This window comes from Enterobacter cloacae complex sp. I2 (genome assembly GCF_014896205.1).
GTDB lineage: Bacteria > Pseudomonadota > Gammaproteobacteria > Enterobacterales > Enterobacteriaceae > Enterobacter > Enterobacter quasihormaechei.
Genome location: NZ_JADBRA010000018.1, coordinates 94,959 through 116,005, shown reverse-complemented (window position 1 = coordinate 116,005; position 21,047 = coordinate 94,959). Strand labels below are relative to the sequence as shown.

Annotated in this window: 17 protein-coding genes; 11 read left to right on the top strand and 6 right to left on the bottom strand. The window is 56.5% G+C overall.

Annotated elements, in window-relative coordinates; all coding sequences use genetic code 11:
* The first annotated feature begins 289 nt into the window (after positions 1-289).
* Together IM300_RS16560 and IM300_RS16555 are read left to right on the top strand one after the other, a co-directional pair.
* Positions 290-1,033 (top strand): DeoR/GlpR family DNA-binding transcription regulator, encoded by a 744-nt coding sequence (locus IM300_RS16560; RefSeq protein WP_063866762.1) that lies wholly within the window; start codon positions 290-292, stop codon positions 1,031-1,033.
* A 13-nt stretch (positions 1,034-1,046) separates the two neighbouring features.
* On the top strand, positions 1,047-2,114 hold the full coding sequence (locus tag IM300_RS16555; protein ID WP_193037460.1) for an oxidoreductase: 1,068 nt from the start codon (positions 1,047-1,049) through the stop codon (positions 2,112-2,114).
* A 42-nt stretch (positions 2,115-2,156) separates the two neighbouring features.
* On the opposite strand, the gene cybB is transcribed toward IM300_RS16555, so the two are convergent.
* The 3 genes from cybB to IM300_RS16540 form a co-directional block, all read right to left on the bottom strand.
* Complete coding sequence (gene cybB / locus IM300_RS16550) at positions 2,157-2,687, bottom strand: cytochrome b561 (RefSeq protein ID WP_063451386.1); 531 nt, start codon at positions 2,685-2,687, stop codon at positions 2,157-2,159.
* 87 nt (positions 2,688-2,774) lie between these two features.
* A complete protein-coding gene (gene aldA, locus IM300_RS16545) occupies positions 2,775-4,214 on the bottom strand; it encodes an aldehyde dehydrogenase (protein WP_063866765.1) in 1,440 nt (479 codons plus the stop codon).
* Positions 4,215-4,412: 198 nt separating this feature from the next.
* Entirely contained in the window at positions 4,413-5,207 is a 795-nt protein-coding gene (locus tag IM300_RS16540; protein ID WP_193037459.1) for a YdcF family protein, read from the bottom strand.
* Positions 5,208-5,598: 391 nt separating this feature from the next.
* Between IM300_RS16540 and IM300_RS16535 the strand changes: the two genes are divergently transcribed.
* From IM300_RS16535 to IM300_RS16520, 4 genes are all read left to right on the top strand, one after another.
* Positions 5,599-6,918 (top strand): MFS transporter, encoded by a 1,320-nt coding sequence (locus tag IM300_RS16535; protein WP_193037457.1) that lies wholly within the window; start codon positions 5,599-5,601, stop codon positions 6,916-6,918.
* A 158-nt stretch (positions 6,919-7,076) separates the two neighbouring features.
* Entirely contained in the window at positions 7,077-8,732 is a 1,656-nt protein-coding gene (locus IM300_RS16530; protein ID WP_063451390.1) for an MFS transporter, read from the top strand.
* Positions 8,733-8,751: 19 nt separating this feature from the next.
* Positions 8,752-9,834, top strand: a complete 1,083-nt coding sequence (locus IM300_RS16525) for an HlyD family secretion protein (protein ID WP_107535312.1) — start codon at positions 8,752-8,754, stop codon at positions 9,832-9,834.
* Positions 9,831-11,210, top strand: a complete 1,380-nt coding sequence (locus tag IM300_RS16520) for an efflux transporter outer membrane subunit (RefSeq protein ID WP_193037455.1) — start codon at positions 9,831-9,833, stop codon at positions 11,208-11,210. Before IM300_RS16525 ends, IM300_RS16520 begins: the two co-directional genes overlap by 4 nt.
* A gap of 129 nt (positions 11,211-11,339) precedes the next feature.
* On the opposite strand, the gene hrpA is transcribed toward IM300_RS16520, so the two are convergent.
* Positions 11,340-15,242: an ATP-dependent RNA helicase HrpA gene (gene hrpA, locus IM300_RS16515; protein WP_193037453.1), complete on the bottom strand. Its 3,903-nt coding sequence runs from the start codon at positions 15,240-15,242 to the stop codon at positions 11,340-11,342.
* 204 nt (positions 15,243-15,446) lie between these two features.
* Between hrpA and azoR the strand changes: the two genes are divergently transcribed.
* Together azoR and IM300_RS16505 are read left to right on the top strand one after the other, a co-directional pair.
* Complete coding sequence (gene azoR, locus IM300_RS16510) at positions 15,447-16,052, top strand: FMN-dependent NADH-azoreductase (protein ID WP_063451395.1); 606 nt, start codon at positions 15,447-15,449, stop codon at positions 16,050-16,052.
* Positions 16,053-16,142: 90 nt separating this feature from the next.
* The gene (locus IM300_RS16505; protein WP_107535308.1) at positions 16,143-16,829 is read left to right on the top strand and encodes an RluA family pseudouridine synthase; all 687 of its coding nucleotides are present in this window, start codon (positions 16,143-16,145) and stop codon (positions 16,827-16,829) included.
* A 7-nt stretch (positions 16,830-16,836) separates the two neighbouring features.
* On the opposite strand, the gene IM300_RS16500 is transcribed toward IM300_RS16505, so the two are convergent.
* Positions 16,837-17,376 (bottom strand): DUF2058 domain-containing protein, encoded by a 540-nt coding sequence (locus IM300_RS16500; RefSeq protein ID WP_063451397.1) that lies wholly within the window; start codon positions 17,374-17,376, stop codon positions 16,837-16,839.
* A gap of 169 nt (positions 17,377-17,545) precedes the next feature.
* Between IM300_RS16500 and IM300_RS16495 the strand changes: the two genes are divergently transcribed.
* On the top strand, positions 17,546-18,520 hold the full coding sequence (locus IM300_RS16495; protein WP_102750686.1) for a DUF1852 domain-containing protein: 975 nt from the start codon (positions 17,546-17,548) through the stop codon (positions 18,518-18,520).
* Between the two features lie 27 nt (positions 18,521-18,547).
* Complete coding sequence (locus tag IM300_RS16490) at positions 18,548-19,576, top strand: methionine synthase (protein ID WP_063866773.1); 1,029 nt, start codon at positions 18,548-18,550, stop codon at positions 19,574-19,576.
* 3 nt (positions 19,577-19,579) lie between these two features.
* Here IM300_RS16490 and IM300_RS16485 read toward each other — a convergent pair whose 3' ends face one another.
* A complete protein-coding gene (locus IM300_RS16485) occupies positions 19,580-20,512 on the bottom strand; it encodes a LysR family transcriptional regulator (RefSeq protein ID WP_193032478.1) in 933 nt (310 codons plus the stop codon).
* A gap of 98 nt (positions 20,513-20,610) precedes the next feature.
* On the opposite strand from IM300_RS16485, the gene IM300_RS16480 reads away from it, so the two are divergent.
* Entirely contained in the window at positions 20,611-21,045 is a 435-nt protein-coding gene (locus IM300_RS16480; protein ID WP_003857304.1) for a DMT family transporter, read from the top strand.
* Positions 21,046-21,047 lie beyond the last annotated feature (2 nt).

The following is a 21,047-nucleotide window of genomic DNA, read 5'->3' as shown; positions in this document are numbered from 1 at the left end:
CTATTCACTTGAACCTATATAGATACAAGCACTATTTTTTAATTATAAATTAGATAAAAAAACCAATTACCGTCTGTAAACTGGCGACTTAACCCAAATTCCTATGTAAAACATAGCGATAACAACCTGGATAAAAGTTAAATACATGTTTTTGAAGAATGATTAATGCGATATCAATAATAACCTCATTAAACTGTTTTTAGATAACATTGCACGCCTGCCTCATTTCTTTTCCTGCAAAATGCTGTAAACTGCGAGATATTGCGACATTTTGCAGGATAGTGCCCTCATGCATAAAACCGCCAGACAGAAATATGTGCTTGATATTATTAGTGAACAAGGCCAGGCCAGCATCACCGAGCTGGCAGAAAGGCTACAGGTATCGGCTGACACCATCCGTCGCGATTTGACCGACCTGGAAAAGCAGGGCCTTGCGCAAAAAAACCATGGCGGAGCCATCGCACTCAATCTCTCGACGATGACCCGTGTCAGCAGGAATACCTTGCTTCCTGAAATTAAGCAGCAGTTGGGTAAACAGGTGGCGCAACATGTGCCTGCGGGCTCGACGCTTTTTCTGGACGCGGGAAGCACAATACTGGCCGTTGCCTCTTTCCTTCAGGGGCCGCTGACCATCATTACCCCTTCTCTCGATATCGCCCAGCTGGTTAGCGCCCGGGAGGATATTGACCTGATCCTGCTCGGTGGAAAGTGGGATCAGAAACAGCGCCTGTTTGCCGGAAGTGCCACCCTTTCCCTGCTCTCTCGCTACCGGGCAGATATCGCCATTCTTGGCGCATGCGCCATTCATGCCGAGCTCGGGTTAAGCGCCAGTCAGGAGGCGGATGCCGAGGTCAAGCGAGCCATGCTGGCCGCAAGCCAGGCGCGCTGGATAGTCGCCGATCACCTGAAGCTCAACCAGTGCGAACCGTATCTGGTTTCGGGGTTATCCCAGATTCATCAACTGTTTTTAGATCGTCCCTGGGCAGAGCTCGGGGACCCTGGCGCCTTGCAGGTTACCGTTTGCGCGCATTAACGTGGAGAAGGTCATGAATAAAGTGAAAACAATCAATATTGCGCTGATCGGGTATGGTTTTGTAGGTAAGACGTTTCATGCCCCGCTGATCCGGTCCGTCGATGGCCTGAAGCTGGCGGTGGTCTCATCCCGGGATGAAGAGAAGGTCAAACGCGATCTGCCCGACGTCCTCGTTGTCGCCACGCCAGAAAAGGCCATTCAGCACCCGGATATCGACCTGGTGGTGATCGCCTCCCCCAACGCGACCCATGCGCCGCTGGCTACGCTGGCCCTGAACGCCGGCAAGCACGTGGTGGTAGATAAGCCGTTCACGCTGGATATGCAGGAAGCGCGGGATCTGATTACGCTGGCTGAAGAAAAACAGCTGCTGCTTTCTGTCTTCCATAACCGCCGCTGGGACAGCGATTTTCTCGGCATTAAGCAGGTGATTGCGCAAGGCAGCATCGGCAAGGTAAAACACCTTGAGTCACATATCGATCGTTTCCGCCCGGAAGTTCGCGTGCGCTGGAGAGAGCAAAACGTTCCCGGCAGCGGCCTGTGGTTTGACTTAGGCCCGCACATGATTGACCAGACGCTACAGCTTTTTGGACTGCCACAGTCGGTGCAGGGCAACATCGCCACGCTGCGTGACGGCGCAGAGATTAACGACTGGGCGCACGTGGTGCTGAATTATCCTGAACACAAAGTGATCCTCCATTGCAGCATGCTGGTGGCGGGCGGCGTTTCACGCTTTACGGTCCACGGCGACAAAGCGAGCGTGGTGAAAGCGCGCATCGACCAGCAGGAAGCCCAGCTGCTGGCGGGCGTCATTCCAGGCAGCGAAAGCTGGGGTGAAGACAGCGACGATATGGTGCTGTTTAATGCTCAGGGTGAAGCCAGCGCTATCCCTGCGCCAAAAGGCGATCAGCGACAATACTATATCAACGTGCGCGATGCCCTGAACGGCAAGATTGATAATCCGGTCCATCCGGTGGAAGCGCTGGCGGTGATGGCGGTGCTGGAAGCGGCGGTAAAATCGTCGGAAACGGGTTCAACCCAGACGCTGGAGTTAACGACGCAGGAGCGCGCGCAGCTGCAATAAACAGCGAAAAAAATGCCCTGCGGACTGGCAGGGCATTATCGTTTACTGACGCTTTTTCGGCATCATGCGCAGCAGCGTGTTGTCCTTCCAGAAGTAGTGATGCATTAGCGCGGCAAAGGCGTGCAAACCAATGACGAAATAGCCCAGATTCGCCAGGGTCACGTGCCACTCTTTTAGGCTGTCCACCAGGTCAAAATTCCCCTCCGCCGCATGCGGCATCGTCAGGCCAAAGGCAAACCAGTCATTTCCCCGGTTATACATCATCACGATGCCGATCAGCGGCAGCGCAATGAACAGCAGGTAGATAACCAGATGCCCCAGATGAGACAGCCCGGTGATCATTGCTTTTGGCTTCGGTTGAATAGGCGGAGCCGGGAATTTAAGGCGAATAAGCAGGCGCGCCACCATCAGCACCAGGATGCTGATCCCGCAGGAAACGTGGATCATATTAATGAGCGGACGATCGCTTCGCGGGAACCATCCCCTGAACTCCATGGCGCAATAGGCCATAATAACTAACAGAAAAACCAGCCAGTGAATGCTGATTTGCAGACCCGTATATTTTGTGCGCATGTCGTTTCCCGATAAATAACAACCAACGCGCCAACATAACCACCTTTCCTGAAAATGTGAACCCCCTCGCACGGAGGGGGCTCTTAATTACGACTGCAAATAGACCACCTGCGTCTGCAAATACTCATTCAGACCGTGTTTACCGTCCGCCCCGCCGATACCGGATTTCCGCCAGCCCGCATGGAAGCCCTGCATCGCTTCAAAGTTTTCGCGGTTAATGTAGGTCTCACCGAACTTAAGCCCTTTAATGGCTTTCATGGCGACGTTCAGATCCTGCGTATAAACAGACGAGGTTAAACCGTAGTCACTGTCGTTGGCCATTTTCAGGGCCTCTTCCAGCGTGTCGAAAACCACCACGGGCAGCACCGGGCCAAAGGTCTCTTCGTGCATGATGGTCATGTCCTGACGCACGTCCAGCAGCAGCGTTGGGGGATAGAAATACCCTTTGCCTTCTGCTGCCTTACCGCCAAGGACAACTTTTGCCCCTTCCTGCACCGCGCGCGCCACCTTCTGCTCGACGCGCTCCAGCGCGGCGGCGTTGATCAGCGGCCCCATGGCAATGTCGGTTCGTTCCGCCGGATTACCGAACTGGACGGCTTTCATGGCCTCGCCCAGACGATTGACAAAGCGGTCGTAGATCCCTTTCTGGACGTAAACACGTTCAGCGCAGTTACAGACCTGTCCGGTGTTGATAACGCGTGAATCGACAATGGCCTTCACGGCCAGCTCGAGGTCGGCATCGTCCATCACGATAGCCGGTGCTTTACCGCCCAGCTCCAGCCCCACTTTGGTGATGTTTTTCGCAGCCGCTGCCATGATCTTCTCGCCCGCCCCGACGCTGCCGGTCATGCTTACCATCGCCACCTTCGGATTCCCGGCCAGCTCCTGTCCAACGGTTTCACCGCGGCCCAGCACCAGGTTAAAGACGCCTTTCGGCAGGCCAATCTCGTCGACGATTTTGGCGAACGCAATGGCGTTGTTTGGGGTAAATTCGCTCGGCTTGATAACGATGGTGTTGCCGGTGATCAGCGCGGGGGCTAGCTTACGGGCGATCAGGAAGAAGGGAAAGTTCCACGGCAGGATACCGGTGGTCACGCCGAGGGCGCGTTTAAACACCAGAATATTCTCGCCCGGACGGTCGCTCTGAATGATTTCCCCTTCATAACGACGCGCCCACTCGGCCATATAGTCGATATAGTCAGCGGTAAAGTTCACTTCCACTTCCGCCAGCTGCTGGATCTTGCCGCCTTCGGCCACAATCAGCGCGCTGATTTCGCTGACGCGCTCGCGGATCCCGGCGGAAATTTTGCGCAGCCAGCCTGCGCGTTCAATGGCAGGCAGCGCCTCCCAGCCAGCCTGCGCGCGCTCTGCCGCATCAATGGCTTTGCGGGCATCCTCGGCGCCGCCGTCGGGAATACGGGAAATGACCTCTTCCGTGGCCGGATTGATCACGTCAATCCATGCATCACCCTGCCAGGCAACAAACTGTCCATCGATATACATAGGATGTTGTACGGGTACTGTCATAACCTGCTCCTGTAATTACACTGTTTTCAACAAGTAAACTTATTGTTAAAAACTATAATTACCGGGGCAAATGCCTACTGTATGAGCCTGTTTTTGTGAGATATCTCATAAAAGAAACGGGTCAGCACGCTTCAGGAATTACAAATTGGCAACATGAGATGCCCGTTTGCGTAAAAGATGGCGCAAACGGGCAGATCGCTACAGCAGAGAACGGCTCACCAGCGCGTCGGTGAGAATGACGTCGTTTCGTAAGGTCTGCCACGCCGACTCCACCTCGGCGGGGATGTCGACGTGGGCAATAAAGTCACGCCCCGCCGGACCGTAGCCGTTAATGTCGTCCCTTAATCGTGGAAGTTCACCCAGCACCAGCGACAGGTAGCGCTCTACCGGCCATAACCCCTCAACCGGGCCGCTAAAGACCAGACCGTCGTCGCTGTTTTGCAGCACCGGGGTCAGGCCGGGGTGACTCACCCAGGCGGGCGATATGCTGTCGTCGCGGCATACGCGGGCAAACGTAGCCATTGTGCGACGCTGCATCGTCGGGTCCTGCACCACCAGCACCCGTGCGGCGTTCAGGCCGGATTGTTTCATTAACGCCCAGCTGAAGCGGGCGTTTTCCCCGCAGTTGGTGGACTGATCCTCAACGTGAAGTTTTTCAGCCGGAATATTCCAGAACTCGCGGGCGATGTCGGCCAGGATAGCCGCCTCGGCCCGCCCGGTGGTGGGTATCCTGTTGTAGCGGGGGTGTTTCGCAATCGCGGCGTAAAGGAAGGTCGTCGAGTGACCGATCCCGCCGCTGATGATCAGAGGAACACTCTGTTCAGCCGCGATTTTACAGGCAGCATCAATCGCGGGAATAACCGCGTTACCTGCCAGAATCACCAGATCAACGGGCTGGTTGTCCTGATAGTCATCCTGAGCAAGCCACGTCCCGACGGTATTCACGGCGTCGAGGGTTGTGCCAGGCAGACAGGGGAAAAGTGCCATTGTCATCGTTACCTCCTTACAGCATTCATCTTTAGAGTACTTCACGCAACGGGGGTGAAAAGGAGATCACTCTGAAAGCGGAGGTGCTCATTACGCGGCATATTTGTCATTTTGATGAAATAACCAGAAACATCCAAAAACAATTGGGTTGCACCCTGGGTTTGTGCTTTTGATTATCTGCCCTTCAATACATCCTGCCAAAACAGCGTGCTGAAAAAGCACCTGTTGCTGCTTAATCCATCGTGATCTGACCCGTTTTAGTTCTGGCTGACTTGCCAAACGTAACATCCAACCCTAAGTTTCTTAACAATTTCACAACCATTACACACCGACAGGTTGCACCTGAAGCGCGCCAGGTAACACCTCTATTATCATCCACGTGGCGGAGTTTTGAGTCATGACACAACATGAGAGCACGACAACGGTATTGCGGAAAAACAAAAAGGTATTAATTGCCAGTCTTACGGGAAGTTCTATTGAATGGTTTGATTATTTTCTCTATGGCACCGCTGCCGCCCTGGTGTTTAACAAGATTTTCTTTCCGATGGTCGACCCGGTAATCGGGCTGATCCTCTCGTATCTCTCCTTCTCGTTGACCTTCTTTATTCGCCCCATTGGCGGCGTTCTCTTTGCACATATCGGGGATCGTATCGGTCGCAAAAAAACGCTTGTCCTAACCCTTTCATTGATGGGAGGTGCAACCGTGATGATTGGCCTGCTGCCCACCTACGACATGATCGGGATGTGGGCGCCCGCGTTGCTGATCCTGATGCGTATTATTCAGGGGATGGGTATCGGCGGTGAATGGGGTGGCGCGCTGCTGCTGGCTTACGAGTATGCGCCAGAAAAACGCAAAGGCTTCTTCGGCAGTATTCCGCAGGCGGGCGTTACCATCGGCATGTTGATGGCAACATTTATCGTCTCGCTAATGACGCTGTTCAGCGAAGAGGATTTTCTCTCCTGGGGCTGGCGCATTCCGTTCCTGCTCAGTTCCGTGCTGGTATTATTGGGGCTGTGGATCCGGAAAGATATTGACGAAACGCCTGATTTCCAGAAAGTGAAAAACTCCGGTCAGGTTGCGAAAGCTCCGCTGCGCGACACCCTAAAACACCACTGGCGTGAAGTGCTAATTGCCGCCGGGCTTAAGGTTGTTGAGACAGCACCGTTCTATATTTTCTCCACGTTTGTGGTGAGCTACGCCACTACCACCCTTACCTATCAGAAATCCCAGGCGCTGGAGGCAGTCACTCTTGGCGCACTGGTCGCCACTATCATGATCCCGCTGATGGGGCTGCTCTCCGACAGGGTTGGCCGCCAGCGAATGTACTCCGTCAGTGTCTTCATGCTCGGCCTGTTTATCGTGCCCTGGTTTATGCTGCTGAATACCGGTACCACCTGGGGAATTGTGCTCGCGACCGTTATCGCTTTTGGCGTACTGTGGGCACCGGTGACGGCAGTTCTCGGGACGCTCTGCTCTGAAATTTTCAGTGCCAACGTTCGCTACACCGGTATCACGCTGGGTTATCAACTTGGGGCCGCGCTGGCAGGCGGAACGGCACCGCTAATAGCTACCGGACTGCTGGCGAAATACGACGGCGACTGGGTACCCGTGGCCTGGTATCTGGGCGTGACGGTCGCTATCTCCCTCGTTGCAATTTTTTGTGCCAGCCGCATCAACCGTGAACGCCACCTTCAGGCGCAGCCGGAACAGCGATAATATTATTGCGGCTCCGTTCGCGAGCCGCACTTTTTCTTCATTATTCCCTCTACATTTGATTAACATACAATAATCGTATTCACTTGAATTATGATTTGCGGCAACCGTAGAATCATTAGCCCGCTCACAATTCAACTTTTTGAAAGGTAAACCCCGTTATGCGCCTGCCCCAACGCGATCCTTATGCTCCTCGCGAGTGGCAGCCACACGAGAAACCCGCCCTGCTGGGTTCCCCTTCCACCCCGGAACATCCCACCCCAAAACGGATCGCCTATGGCGTGGTCGGCCTGTTGGTGTGTTTGACCGGGGCGCTGGGTAACGCGGTCGTCACCGCCAATCTGCAAAATCTGCAAGGCACCTTCGGCGCCTGGTCGACCGAAATCGCCTGGCTGCCCGCGGTGTATGTTATGACCAACGTCTCCATAAATCTGCTGCTGGTGAAGTTTCGCCAGCAGTACGGTTTACGCGCGTTTACGGAAGGCTTCCTGGTGCTGTATGTGCTGGTCACCTTTTTCCACCTGTTTGTGAACGATCTCAGTTCGGCGCTGATGGTGCGTGCGGCGCACGGGATGGTCGCCGCCGCGCTCAGCTCGCTCGGCATTTATTACCAGATACAGGCCTGGCCCGCGAAGCATCGACTGAAGGCGCTGACCATCGGCATTACCGGGTCGTCGCTGGCGATCCCGCTGGCGCGGCTGTTCTCCACCGAGCTGTTACAGCTTGACGAGTGGCGCGGACTGTACTTCTTCGAACTGGGGCTGGCCCTGATATCGCTGGCCTGCGTGATGGTGCTAAAGCTGCCCCCGGGCGATCGGCGCAAAGTTTTCGAGAAGAAAGATTTCATCACCTTCTTTTTGCTGGCACCCGGCATGGCGCTGCTGTGCGCGGTTCTGTCGTTAGGGCGTCTGGACTGGTGGTTTGAAGCGCCGTGGATCGGCTGGGCGCTGGCCCTCTCGCTGGTGCTGATTGTCTCTGCGATTGTGTTTGAGCATAACCGCAGCAACCCGCTGCTCAATACGCGTTGGCTCTCCAGCGGCAGCATCGTACGTCTGGGGCTGATTATGCTGCTGATCCGCATCGTGCTGGCGGAGCAGAACACCGGCGTCATCGGCTGGCTGCAATATGTAGGCCTACAGAATGAACAGATGACCCATCTGGCATGGGCTATTTTCGCCGGGATTGTCTGCGGTATCGTCACCAGTTGCCTGACGATAAAACCCACTAAACTGGCCTGGCCGATTATCACCTCGCTGGCGCTGATGATTATCGCCTCGCTGCTGGACAGCCAGTCCAACAACCTGACCCGACCGGATCAGCTGATGTTCAGCCAGTTCCTGCTGGGCTTCGGCAGCGCTTTCTTCCTCGCGCCTGCGATGCTGGCCGCCATTGGCGGGGTGATCGCCGACCCGCGCAACCTGGTCAGCTTTTCCGTAATGTTTGGCATGAGTCAGAACCTTGGAGGCCTGCTGGGTTCCGCGATCCTCGGCACCTTCCAGACCTGGCGCGAGAAGTACCATTCCAGCCTGCTGGCCGACCAGCTCACCACCCTGAACCCGCTGGTGAACGAACGTATTCAGCTTTACACCCAGATGTATAAAAGCCTGATTGGCGACAGTTCCCTGCTGGGCACTCAGGCCATTACCCAGCTCCAGACGGTGACGGCGCTTGAGGCAAATATTCTGGCTTACAACGATACTTATTTACTGACGGCGAGCATTGCCACTGCCACGCTGGTCTGGATTTTATGGCGCTTGCTGCGCCTGCGCATTACCGCCCGTATGGCCCTTAAGAACGCCACTGGCAATAAGTCATGATTATTTTTCAGGAGAGGTTATGAGTCAGCAGGATGCCGCCAAAGAGCAGGCCAACACCCGTAAAAACGTGCGCGTCGTGTCCATTTTCACCGCCGCGGCTATCGGTATTGTCGGGGTGCTGGTGATCCTTTATGCCTGGCAGTTGCCTCCGTTCACGCGTCACGCGCAGTTCACCGATAACGCCTACGTGCGCGGCCAGACAACGTTCATCAGTCCACAGGTAAACGGCTACATTACCGAGGTTCACGTTCAGGATTTCGTGCAGGTTAAAAAAGGCGATCTGCTGTTGCAGATTGACGACCGGATCTATCGCCAGCGCGTCCATCAGGCCGAGGCGCAGCTGGCAATGAAAATCGCTGCCCTGAACAACAACCTGCAACAACGCAAAAGTGCGGAAGCGGTGATTGCCAGAAACGAGGCGGCGCTGAAAAACGCCCGTGCCCAAAGCCTGAAAACCCAGGCGGATCTGAGGCGCGTGAAGGATCTGACCGCAGACGGCTCCCTGTCCATCCGCGAGCGCGATGCAGCGCTGGCGAGTGCCGCGCAGGGTAGCGCCGATATCGATCAGGCAAAAGCGACGCTTGAGATGTCGCGCCAGGATTTACAAACGGTCATCGTTAATCGCGGTTCGCTGGAAGCGGACGTTGAAAATGCCAAAGCCGCCCTTGAACTGGCGCAGATCGATCTGCAAAACACCCGAATTGTCGCCCCGCGCGACGGCCAGCTCGGGCAGGTTGCGGTGCGTCTGGGGGCGTACGTGACTGCCGGAACGCACTTGACCACGCTGGTTCCGCCGCAGCACTGGGTGATCGCCAACATCAAAGAGACGCAGCTGGCGAATATACGCGTCGGCCAGCCGGTGAAATTCACCGTCGATGCGTTGAACGATAAAGCCTATCAGGGGCGCGTAGAGAGCATTTCCCCGGCCACTGGCGTGGAGTTCAGCGCTATCACCCCGGATAACGCCACAGGCAACTTTGTCAAAATCGCCCAGCGCATCCCGGTGCGCATTGAGGTTCTCGGTGAGGCGGAGGACTACCGGCTGCTGCGCCCTGGCATGTCGGTGCAGGTCACCATCGACACGCGGGAGGCGAAACAATGACGCTTCGCCCGATCGCTGGCCTGCTGATGATGGCTATCCTGGCGGGTTGCCAGTCGGTAGACGTTGAGCCCGCCACATCGTCACTGCACATTCCGGCCCAGTGGCGCGCCACGTCGGGGCCGTCCAGCCCGGCAGAGCAGCTCTGGTGGCGCAATTTTCACGACAGCCATCTGAACCGCTATGTGGATCAGGCGCTGAAGAACAACAGCGACGTGCTGATTGCCCGCGAACGGATTAATGAGTATCAGGCCCGGGTGTACGCCGCCGACGGCAGCCTGTTTCCGTCGCTAGATGCGGGCGTGACGGGAACGCGCGGACGCTCGCAGTCCGCCGCCACCGGGCTTCCGGTATACGGTACGCTGTATAAAGGCAGCCTGACCGCCAGCTACGACGTGGATATCTGGGGTGTAAACCGCGGCACCACCCGTGCCGCTGAAGCATCGCTGGAGGCACAAAAAGCGGCTGCTGCGGCGGCAGATCTTACCGTCGCGTCGTCAGTGGCCTCCGGGTACGTCACCCTGCTGTCGCTGGATGAACAGCTTCGCGTGACCCGTTCCACGCTGAAGTCGCGTGAAGAGGCGTTTAACCTTGCTAAACGGCAGTTTGAGACGGGATACAGCTCTCGCCTTGAGCTGATGCAATCGGATTCTGAGCTGCGCGCCACCCGCGCGCAGGTTCCACTTCTTCAGCACCAGATTGCGCAACAGGAGAATGCGCTTAGCCTGCTGCTTGGCGGCAATCCGGGTGACGTTCCGCGCGGTGAAAGCTTCGACGCCCTGACGCCGCTGAAACTGCCTTCACAACTGCCGTCGACGTTACTTAACCGACGTCCGGATATCGTCCAGGCGGAACGTCAGCTCGTTGCGGCGGACGCGACGCTGGCGTCATCGCGCGCCAGCCTGCTGCCGTCGATCAACCTCACGGCCACGGGATCGGTGCAGGATCGCACGCTGTCGGGATTGCTGGATAACCCCCTACAGCTCTGGAGCGTGGGCGGCAGTATTCTTGCGCCGCTGCTGAACCGCCAGACGCTGAATGCACAGGTAGATATCTCTCAGTCCCAGCGCAATCAGGCGCTGTACAGCTACGAAAAAACCGTACGTAACGCGTTTGTCGAGGTGAATGACAGCCTTGATGCCATCACCCGCTATCAGGAACAGCTTACCGAGCTGCTGGCACAGCAGCAGGTCGCGCAGGAGACGCTGCGGATTGCGCAAAACCGCTACCGCAACGGGTACTCTTCCTATCTGGATGTGCTTGACGCGCAGCGCACCTTATTCTCGGTGCAGACAAACTTGGTACAGGTGAAAAATAACCTGCTGCTGGCGCAAATTGATTTGTATAAAGCGCTGGGCGGCGGTTGGGCCAGTGCGTGAAAACATGCCGGGTGGCGGCTACGCCTTACCCGGCCTACACGTCTGGTGATGGTGGAACGCGGCCACGCCTCACGAGGCATACATATGCTTCCGTAGGCCCGGTAAGCGCAGCGCCACCGGGCAAAGGTTTTAGCCGGAGATCTGCTCCATCGCCTGCAAGATACGCTTGTCCGAAATCGGGTACGGGGTGCCAAGCTGCTGAGCGAAAAAGCTCACGCGCAACTCCTCGATCATCCAGCGGATCTCCTGCACGTCGTCATCCTCCCGACGCGCCGGCGGCAGTTTGTTCAGCCACTGCTGCCATGCCTGCTGCACGTTTTCGACTTTCAGCATCTGCACCCGGTCGCGATGCGGATCGATCGCCATTTTCTCCAGACGTTTTTCAATCGCCTGCAAATAACGCAGCGTATCGCCCAGCCGCTTAAAGCCGTTGCCGGTCACAAAACCGCGATAGACCAGCCCGGCCATCTGCGCCTTCACGTCCGACAGCCCCAGCGCCATGGTCATATCCACCCGCCCTTTCAGGCGCTTGTTGATAGTGAACACGGCGGTGAGGATCTGCTCGACCTGTTTCGCAATCTCTACCACGGTATCGTTCAGCTCCGCGCGCACCTTTTCATGAAGCTGAGCAAAGCCCTCTTCCGTCCAGACCGGACCGCCCGCCTCGTGGATCAGCTTGTCCACGCCGCAGGAGATGCAGTCGTCAATCAGATCCAGCACTTTGCCGTACGGGTTAAAGTACAGCCCCAGCTTGGCTTTGTTCGGCAGCTTCTCGTGCAGATACTTAATCGGCGACGGAATGTTGAGCAGAAGCAGTCGACGCAGCCCGCGCCACATCATCTGCTGCTGTTCCTGCGGATTGTCAAAGAGCTTAATCGCCACGCTGTCGCGCTCATCCACCAGCGCAGGCCAGGCTTTCACCTTGTAGTTCCCGCGCTTCTGCTCGTAGCTTTCCGGAAGTTGACCAAAGCTCCAGATATGCAGCCCGCTCTGCTCGATACCGTCGTCCGCCACGGCAGACAGGGTCTCCTGCACTTTGCCCTTCAGGGCGTCCTTCAGTTCCGAAAGCGAGCGGCCTTCCAGCAGTTTTTTATTTTTATCGTCCACCACGCGGAAGGTGATTTTCAGGTGATCGGGCACCTGATCCCAGTTCCAGTCCTCGCGGTCAATGGTGGTCCCGGTCATGCGGCGGAACTCGCGCTCAAGCGCGTCCAGCAGCGGCAGCTCCAGCGGCGTGACGCGGCCTAAAAAGGCTTCGGCGTAGTTCGGTGCTGGCACAAAATTGCGCCGTACCGGCTTTGGCAGCGACTTGATCAGCGCAATCACCAGCTCGCGGCGCAGGCCGGGAATTTGCCACTCAAACCCGCTCTCTTCCACCTGGTTTAACAGCGGCAGCGGAATGTGCACCGTCACGCCATCGGCATCCGCGCCCGGCTCAAACTGATAGGTCAGCCGCAGCTTGAGGTTCCCCTGATGCCAGAAGTTCGGGTAGTCGAGCTTGCTGACCGACTCCGCGCCCTCTTTGATCAGCATGCTCTTTTCGAAGTTGAGCAGGTCCGGGGTCTCTTTGCTGGCTTTCTTCCACCAGCTGTCGAAATGGCGCGCCGAGATCACATCGTGGCTGATGCGCTGGTCGTAAAACTCAAACAGCGTCTCGTCGTCCACCAGAATGTCGCGGCGGCGGGACTTGTGCTCAAGCTCTTCCACCTCGGCGCGCAGCTTCAGGTTTTCGCGGAAGAACGCGTGGCGCGTCTGCCAGTCGCCCTCCACCAGCGCATGGCGGATAAACAGCTCGCGACTTAACGCCGGATCGATCTGGCTGTAGTTAACCTTCCGCGCAGCGACCACCGGCAGGCCATAGACGGTGACTTTTTCGGTTGCCATCACCGCGCCCTGCCCGCGCTCCCAGTGCGGCTCGCTGTACGAGCGTTTCAGCAGGTGCTGCGCCACCGGTTCAACCCATTCAGGGTCGATGCGCGCGGCAATGCGCCCCCACAGACGGCTGGTTTCCACCAGCTCGGCAACCATGGTCCACTTCGGCGGCTTTTTGAACAAGCCCGAGCCCGGGAAGATGGAGAATCGTGCGTTACGTGCCCCGGTATACTCCTGCTTATCGGCATCCTTCATCCCGATATGGGACAGCAGGCCGGTCAGCAGCGCGATATGAATTTCGCGGTACTCCGCCGGTTCACTGTTCACCGGGATGCCCAGCTCTTTTACCACCTGGCGCAGCTGGGTATAGATATCCTGCCACTCGCGCACGCGCAGGTAGTTGAGGAAATCCACCCGGCACTGACGACGGAACTGGTTCGAGGAGAGCGCTTTTTGCTGCTCGCCGAGGTAGTTCCACAGGTTCACAAAGGCGAGGAAATCAGACTCTTTATCGTGGAAGCGACGGTGTTTTTCATCCGACGCCTGCTGTTTGTCCATCGGGCGCTCGCGCGGATCCTGAATGGAGAGCGCCGAGGTGATGATCATCGCCTCGCGCACGCAGCCATGCTTTTGCGCTTCCAGCACCATGCGCGCCAGACGCGGATCAACCGGAAGCTGGCTAAGCTGACGGCCTAATGGCGTTAGCCTGTAGGCCGTCGCCTGCTCGTCGGTGGTGATGGCGCCCAGCTCTTCCAGCAGGCGCACCCCGTCCTGAATATTGCGCTTGTCCGGCGCTTCCACAAACGGGAAGGCGGCGATATCGCCCAGCCCCAGCGCGGTCATTTGCAGAATAACGGACGCCAGGTTGGTGCGCAGGATCTCGGGGTCGGTAAACGCCGGGCGCGACAGGAAATCGTCTTCCGAATAGAGACGAATACAGATCCCTTCCGACACGCGGCCACAGCGCCCCTTACGCTGATTCGCCGACGCCTGCGATACCGGCTCGATCGGCAGGCGCTGGACCTTGGTACGGTAGCTGTAGCGGCTGATGCGCGCCGTGCCAGGGTCGATCACGTATTTGATGCCCGGCACGGTGAGCGAAGTTTCGGCCACGTTGGTCGCCAGCACGATGCGGCGCCCGCCGTGCGGCTGGAACACGCGGTTCTGCTCGCTGTTCGACAGGCGCGCGTACAGCGGCAGGATCTCAGTATGGCGCAGGTCGCGCTTGCTGAGCGCATCGGCGGTGTCGCGAATTTCGCGCTCGCCGCTCATAAAGATCAGAATGTCGCCCGAACTCTCGTTGCCCAGCTCGTCGACGGCATCAAAGATGGCCTGAAGCTGGTCGCGCTCGGTATCGTCCGCCTCTTCAACAATCGGGCGATAGCGCACTTCCACCGGATAGGTGCGGCCCGACACTTCAATAATCGGCGCGTTGTTGAAATGTTTTGAGAAGCGCTCCGGGTCGATGGTCGCGGAGGTGATGATGATTTTCAGATCCGGACGGCGCGGCAGCAGCTCTTTCAGGTAGCCGAGCAGGAAGTCGATGTTCAGGCTGCGCTCGTGCGCTTCATCGATGATGATGGTGTCGTATTGCATCAGCAGACGATCCTGCTGGATTTCCGCCAGCAGAATACCGTCGGTCATCAACTTAACCATGGTGTTGTCGCTGACGCGATCGCTGAATCGCACCTTGTAGCCGATGCAGCCGCCCGGCTCCGTTTGCAGCTCTTCGGCAATACGGTTCGCCACGGTGCGCGCCGCCAGACGACGCGGCTGGGTATGGCCAATCAGCCCCTTCACCCCGCGGCCCAGCTCCATGCAGATTTTCGGCAACTGGGTGGTTTTACCTGAACCGGTTTCGCCCGCGACAATCACCACCTGGTGGTCGCGCACGGCCTCAAGAATGTCCTGTTTTTTCTGGCTGACGGGCAGGTTTTCCGGGTAGGTAATCTCCGGGCGTGCGGCTTCGCGCAGCACAACCTTCCCTGCCGCCTGTTCAATCTCTTTGGCCATCTCCTGGTAAATGGCCTGTTGTGCATCAGGATTTTTAACCTTCTTAACCCCGTGCAGGCGGCGCGCAAACCGCTGTTTGTCGCGCAGCATCAGCGAATTAAGCTGCTGCATCAGCATCGGGAAGGTCAATTTTTGTTGTTCTGTCATAGCGTTAACGGGCAGTGCACTGCCGGATAAAATCTCTTTTTAATGATTGCTATAGAGTACCACATCAGCGCTTTTCGCGCCTTATTCAAAAAATTCGAACATAGACTTCGATATATTGCGCTATCCCTGTGGCAGGATTGTGAATAAAGTGTCAACAAGCAACGGGGCAACCCCCTTCAATCAAATACAAAACAGGAATTTCCCATGAGCAAAGTATTAGTGTTGAAATCCAGTATTCTGGCAGGGTACTCACAGTCTGGTCAGTTATCCGACTATTTCGTTGAGCAGTGGCGCGAACAGCATACTGCGGATGAAATCACCGTTCGCGACCTGGCGGCAAACCCGATTCCTGTGCTGGACGGCGAGCTGGTTGGCGCGCTGCGTCCGAGCGATGCGCCTTTATCCCCACGTCAGCAGGAAGCCCTGGCGCTCTCCGACGAGCTGATTGCTGAATTGCAGGCGCACGACGTTATCGTGATCAACGCCCCAATGTACAACTTCAACATTCCTACCCAGCTGAAGAACTACTTCGACCTGGTGGCGCGCGCTGGCGTAACCTTCCGTTACACCGAGAACGGCCCGGAAGGTCTGGTAAAAGGTAAACGCGCTATCGTCCTGACCAGCCGCGGCGGTATTCACAAAGATACCCCAACCGACCTGGTGGCGCCGTACATGACCCTGTTCCTCGGCTTCATCGGCATTACCGACGTGAACTTTGTGTTCGCTGAAGGTATCGCTTACGGCCCGGAAGTGGCTACCAAAGCGCAGTCCGACGCGAAAGCCGCTATCGACAGCCTGGTCGCTGCCTAAGATCTCCCCCTCTCACCGCCCGGTGGGAGGGTTTTTCTTTTCCTGCATATTTCGTTATCATCCGCACCCACTCTCCAGCCGGGCGGCCTGATGTCTGTCATTATCGATACTTTTATTGCACCCCCCTGTCACGACGACATTGAGATCTTATGGCAGGACGAACATCTGCTGCTTATCAACAAACCTTCCGGCCTGCTTAGCCTCTCGGGAAAAAATCCGCAAAACCGCGATTCCGTTCACCACCGTCTGGTGCAAACCTTTCCTGGCTGCACGCTGGTGCATCGCCTTGATTTTGGCACCTCGGGCCTGATGGTCATTGCGCGTAACAAGGTGATTAACGCCGCTCTTTGTCACCAGTTCAGCCAGCGCGCCGTCAGCAAGGTTTACACCGCCCTGCTGTGCGGACATGTGGAAGAGGATGAAGGGACCGTGGATGCGCCGATTGCCAAAGATCCGGCGCTGTTTCCGCTGATGACGATCTGTTCACTCACCGGTAAACCCGCCCGCTCCCGCTACCGGGTGGTGGAACGTGTATACCAGGATACGAAAATGCCGTTGACGCGGGTGGAACTTATCCCGGAGACCGGGCGCACCCACCAGTTGCGCATTCACTGCCAGCAGTTAGGTCACCCTATTTTGGGGTGCGATCTGTATGGTGGACTGGAATGGCCGGGCGCTGAAGAAACGCCCCGGCTGATGCTGCATGCAAGCGTTCTGAGTTTTATGCATCCGCTGAGCGGCGAGACCATGAATGCCCGTCACGCCGCGCCATTTTGAAACAGGTTTACCACATTAAATCGTCAGGGATTTTGAAGTCTGCGTACGGATCGTCTTCGTCCTGCTCTTCCTGACTCAGCGCGCTGTTTAGCACAATGCTGTCTGCATCGCGCTGGGCAATTTTATCCGCTACCACCGCCGGAATAATCGCATATTCACAGTCGCCATTCGCGTTAATCACCAGACGGGCAATGGCCAGACGACCGTTAATCAGCTGGGTTTGTGTCTGCTTATCGACATCGATTTTTTTGATCAGGTTGCCGTCGGTAAAGTTAAAGGTGATGTTGCCCCTCGCCACGGTGATGCGGTTCATCTCAATCAGCTGCTTCACCTGCGCCTTAAACTCTTTCGCCAGCACCGCCTGTTTTTGCTGTTCGCTCAGCTGCTTGTCACGCTCAAGCTGCGCTTTCTTATTCTCTTCAACGGCTTCTCTCGCCTCGCGAGCCTGGACGCGGGATTTTTTTGCCGTGCGCTGGACCTTCGCCATCTTTTTGCTGCTGACTAAGCCCGCTTTCAGCATCTGCTCTTGTAGGGTGAGTTTTGTCATGATCGTTTAAACCGGTTGGAAATGTCGGGGGATTATACCTGAATTGCGCAGTTCATGAAGAACCCTCATGACGCAGTGAAATTAAGTCACTTCCCCTGCGCCAGTGGCTCAGGCATAAATTATGCATTGATAACGTCCCGGCAACATGAACTTAGGATGCATAACGAAAATGAGTCAGGCTTTCACATTTACCCTTAAGCGCAGTTGCTTTGATGAAAACTATAACCCGTCAGAAAACACGCGCACGACCACCAACTTCGCCAACCTCGCCCGTGGGGAGAAGCGTCAGGAAAACCTGCGCAATACGCTGGTGATGATCAACAATCGCTTTAACGCGCTGGCGAGCTGGGATAACCCCAAGGCGGACCGCTACGCCGTTGAGCTGGAGATTGTATCGGTCGATATGAATATTGGCGGGGAATTTACCTTCCCGGCCATCGAAATTCTGCAAACGACGATTGTGGATAAAAAGACCGACGAGCGCATTGAAGGCATCGTCGGGAATAACTTCTCATCCTATGTCCGTGACTATGATTTCAGCGTCCTGCTGCTGGAGCACAATAAAGATCAATCCCGTTTTACTCTCCCCGAGAATTTCGGTGAGCTGCACGGCAATATTTTTAAGTGTTTTGTGCATTCTGCGGAATATCGGGAGAACTTCAAAAAAGCGCCGGTGATCTGCCTGAGCGTCTCCAGCAAAGACACCTACCGCCGCACCGGTAACCACCATCCGGTGCTGGGCCTGGAGTACCAGCCGGACGGCGAGTCGCTGACGGAGCAGTATTTCGCCAAAATGGGCCTTAAGGTTCGCTACTTCATGCCTGAGAACAGCGTCGCGCCTTTTGCCTTCTTCTTCACCGGCGATTTACTGCGTGATTACACCAATCTGGAGCTGATCGGCACCATCAGCACGATGGAGACGTTCCAGAAGATTTATCGCCCGGAAATTTATAATGCTAATTCCGCCGCGGGGCAGTGCTATCAGCCCGACCTGAATCAGCAGGATCACTCATTAACCAAAATCGTTTATGACCGTGAAGAGCGCAGCCGTCTGGCCATTGAGCAGGGGAAATATACCGAAGAGCGGTTTATCAAACCCTATAAAACCCTTCTTGAGCAGTGGTCTCATCACTTCACGCTTTAATTTAATACGGATAAAAGGTTTCTACTTATGAAAACATTGCTCCCGACATCGACGGCTGGCAGCCTGCCGAAACCCACCTGGCTTGCGCAGCCGGAAACGCTCTGGTCACCGTGGAAATTACAGGACGACGAATTACTGGCAGGGAAACAGGATGCGCTGCGTTTGTCTCTGGACGAGCAACTCCGCGCGGGGATTGATATCGTCAGCGATGGCGAACAAACCCGCCAGCATTTCGTTACCACCTTTATTGAACACCTGAGCGGAGTGGATTTTGAGAACCGCCAGACGGTGCGCATCCGTAATCGCTATGATGCGAGCGTGCCGACCGTGGTGGATGCGGTAGCGCGCCAGAAACCGGTGTTCGTCGACGACGCGAAGTACCTGCGCCAGCTTACGGACAAGCCGATCAAGTGGGCGCTGCCCGGCCCCATGACCATGATCGACACGCTTTACGATGCCCACTATAAAAGCCGCGAAAAGCTGGCCTGGGAGTTCGCTAAAATCCTCAATCAGGAAGCGCGCGAGCTGGAAGCGGCAGGCGTTGACATCATTCAGTTCGATGAACCGGCCTTTAACGTCTTTTTCGACGAGGTGAACGACTGGGGTATCGCCGCGCTGGAGCGCGCCATTGAAGGGCTGAAATGCGAAACCGCAGTGCATATCTGCTACGGTTACGGCATCAAAGCCAATACGGACTGGAAAAAGACGCTCGGTTCCGAGTGGCGCCAGTATGAAGAGGCGTTTCCTAAATTGCAGACCTCGAAGATCGATATCATCTCGCTGGAGTGCCACAACTCGCGCGTGCCGATGGATCTGCTGGAGCTGATTCGCGGTAAAAAAGTGATGGTCGGGGCGATTGACGTCGCCACCCAAACCATCGAAACGCCGGAAGAGGTCGCCGATACGCTGCGCAAGGCGTTGCAGTTTGTGGATGCAGACAAGCTTTATCCGTCGACCAACTGCGGCATGGCTCCCCTTTCCCGCCAGGTTGCCAACGGTAAGCTCAAGGCGCTAAGCGCCGGAGCAGAGATCCTCCGCCGCGAGCTTGCCCGTTAATCCTCAGGTTTGCCAGTACAGCGGCGTACCGAACCGTTCAATATAGTAATCAATCACCGCCCTGACGTTCAGGGGCGGATGACGCGCGTTCGGGTAAATCGCCGCAATCGTCAGCGGCTCCGTATTGATTGAACACTCCCTCTCCGGCAGCAATGCCACCAGCTCACCGCTTTTCAGCCGTTCGCTCACCATCCAGTCGGGGAAAAGCACAATGCCCATGCCGCCCAGCGCCGAAATCAGGAGCGTTTCCGCGTTATTGGAGGTCATCAACGGTACGACGGGATAGTGAACCCACGCCTCGCCCGGCGACCGGATCAGCCAGCGGTTAGGCCCGGACGATCCGCGGTACACCAGACAGCGGTGACGGCTAAGATCGTCCGGCCCCTCAGGCGCGCCATGTTTGCGCAGATAGTCCGGCGAGGCCGCCAGATGGTAGAACTGCTGCCCAAACACCCGCGCGTGAAACGAGGAGTCCGTCAGCGCGCCGATGCGAAAGATAACGTCCGCGGCGTCGCGGTGGGGATCGATAAAATCGTCGGTGAGGGTAAGTTCAACGGAGAGACGGGGATAACGCGCCAGAAGCCCAGGCAGGCCCGGCGCGATGTGCCGTTGTCCGAAAAAGACCGGGCCATTGATGCGCAGCGTGCCCGACGGCTCGCGGGCGCGTTCATCCAGCTCGCGTCGCGCATCTTCCAGGTTACCGGCCATCGCCCGCGCATAGCGAACAAAAAGATGTCCGCTCTCTGTGGGCATAATCGCCCGCGTGTTGCGGTAGAACAGCTGTTGCCCGAGGGCGTCCTCAAGCTGGTGGATCACGCGTGAAACCTGCGACGCGGAGATCCCTTCCCGCCGCGCGACCACGGAAAAATTTTGCGTTTCGTATACGTCGATGAAGATCAGCAGCGCGCGAATGCTGATATGTCCGGCATCCATCATTAATGCATTTCCTGCACAGGTGTTTCCTGCATTATGGCATTTTTCTCAATGATGTTCAGACGTAATCTTCTCCGCCTGGAAAAAGGAGAAAAAGCGTTATGCACATTATTTTAATTTTACTGGTGATTGCCGGCGGCATGGGGCTGTCCGTGGAAGCCGGGCTGCTGGGGCCGCTGGGCGCGGAGGTAGGCGATCTGTGGGCTGCGTTCAGCATATTCAGCGTGGGGACGGGGCTGACGTTTCTGCTGATGCTGTTTTTCAGCCCGCGCAACAGCCCCTCATTTTTTGCGCAACCGTCATGGCACCTGCTGGGCGGCGTGCTCGGTCCGGTTTACGTCATCATTCTCACCATTGCCACCCCGGCGATCGGCATCGCGATGACGATGATTGGCATTCTGGCCGGTCAGGTATTTAAAAGCCTGATTATTGACCACTATGGCCTGCTGGGTACGCCGCACCGCAGGATCGATACAAAACGCATTATTGCGCTGGGGTTTATCATTGCGGCGCTCATTCTCGTGGCTCAGGGGTAACG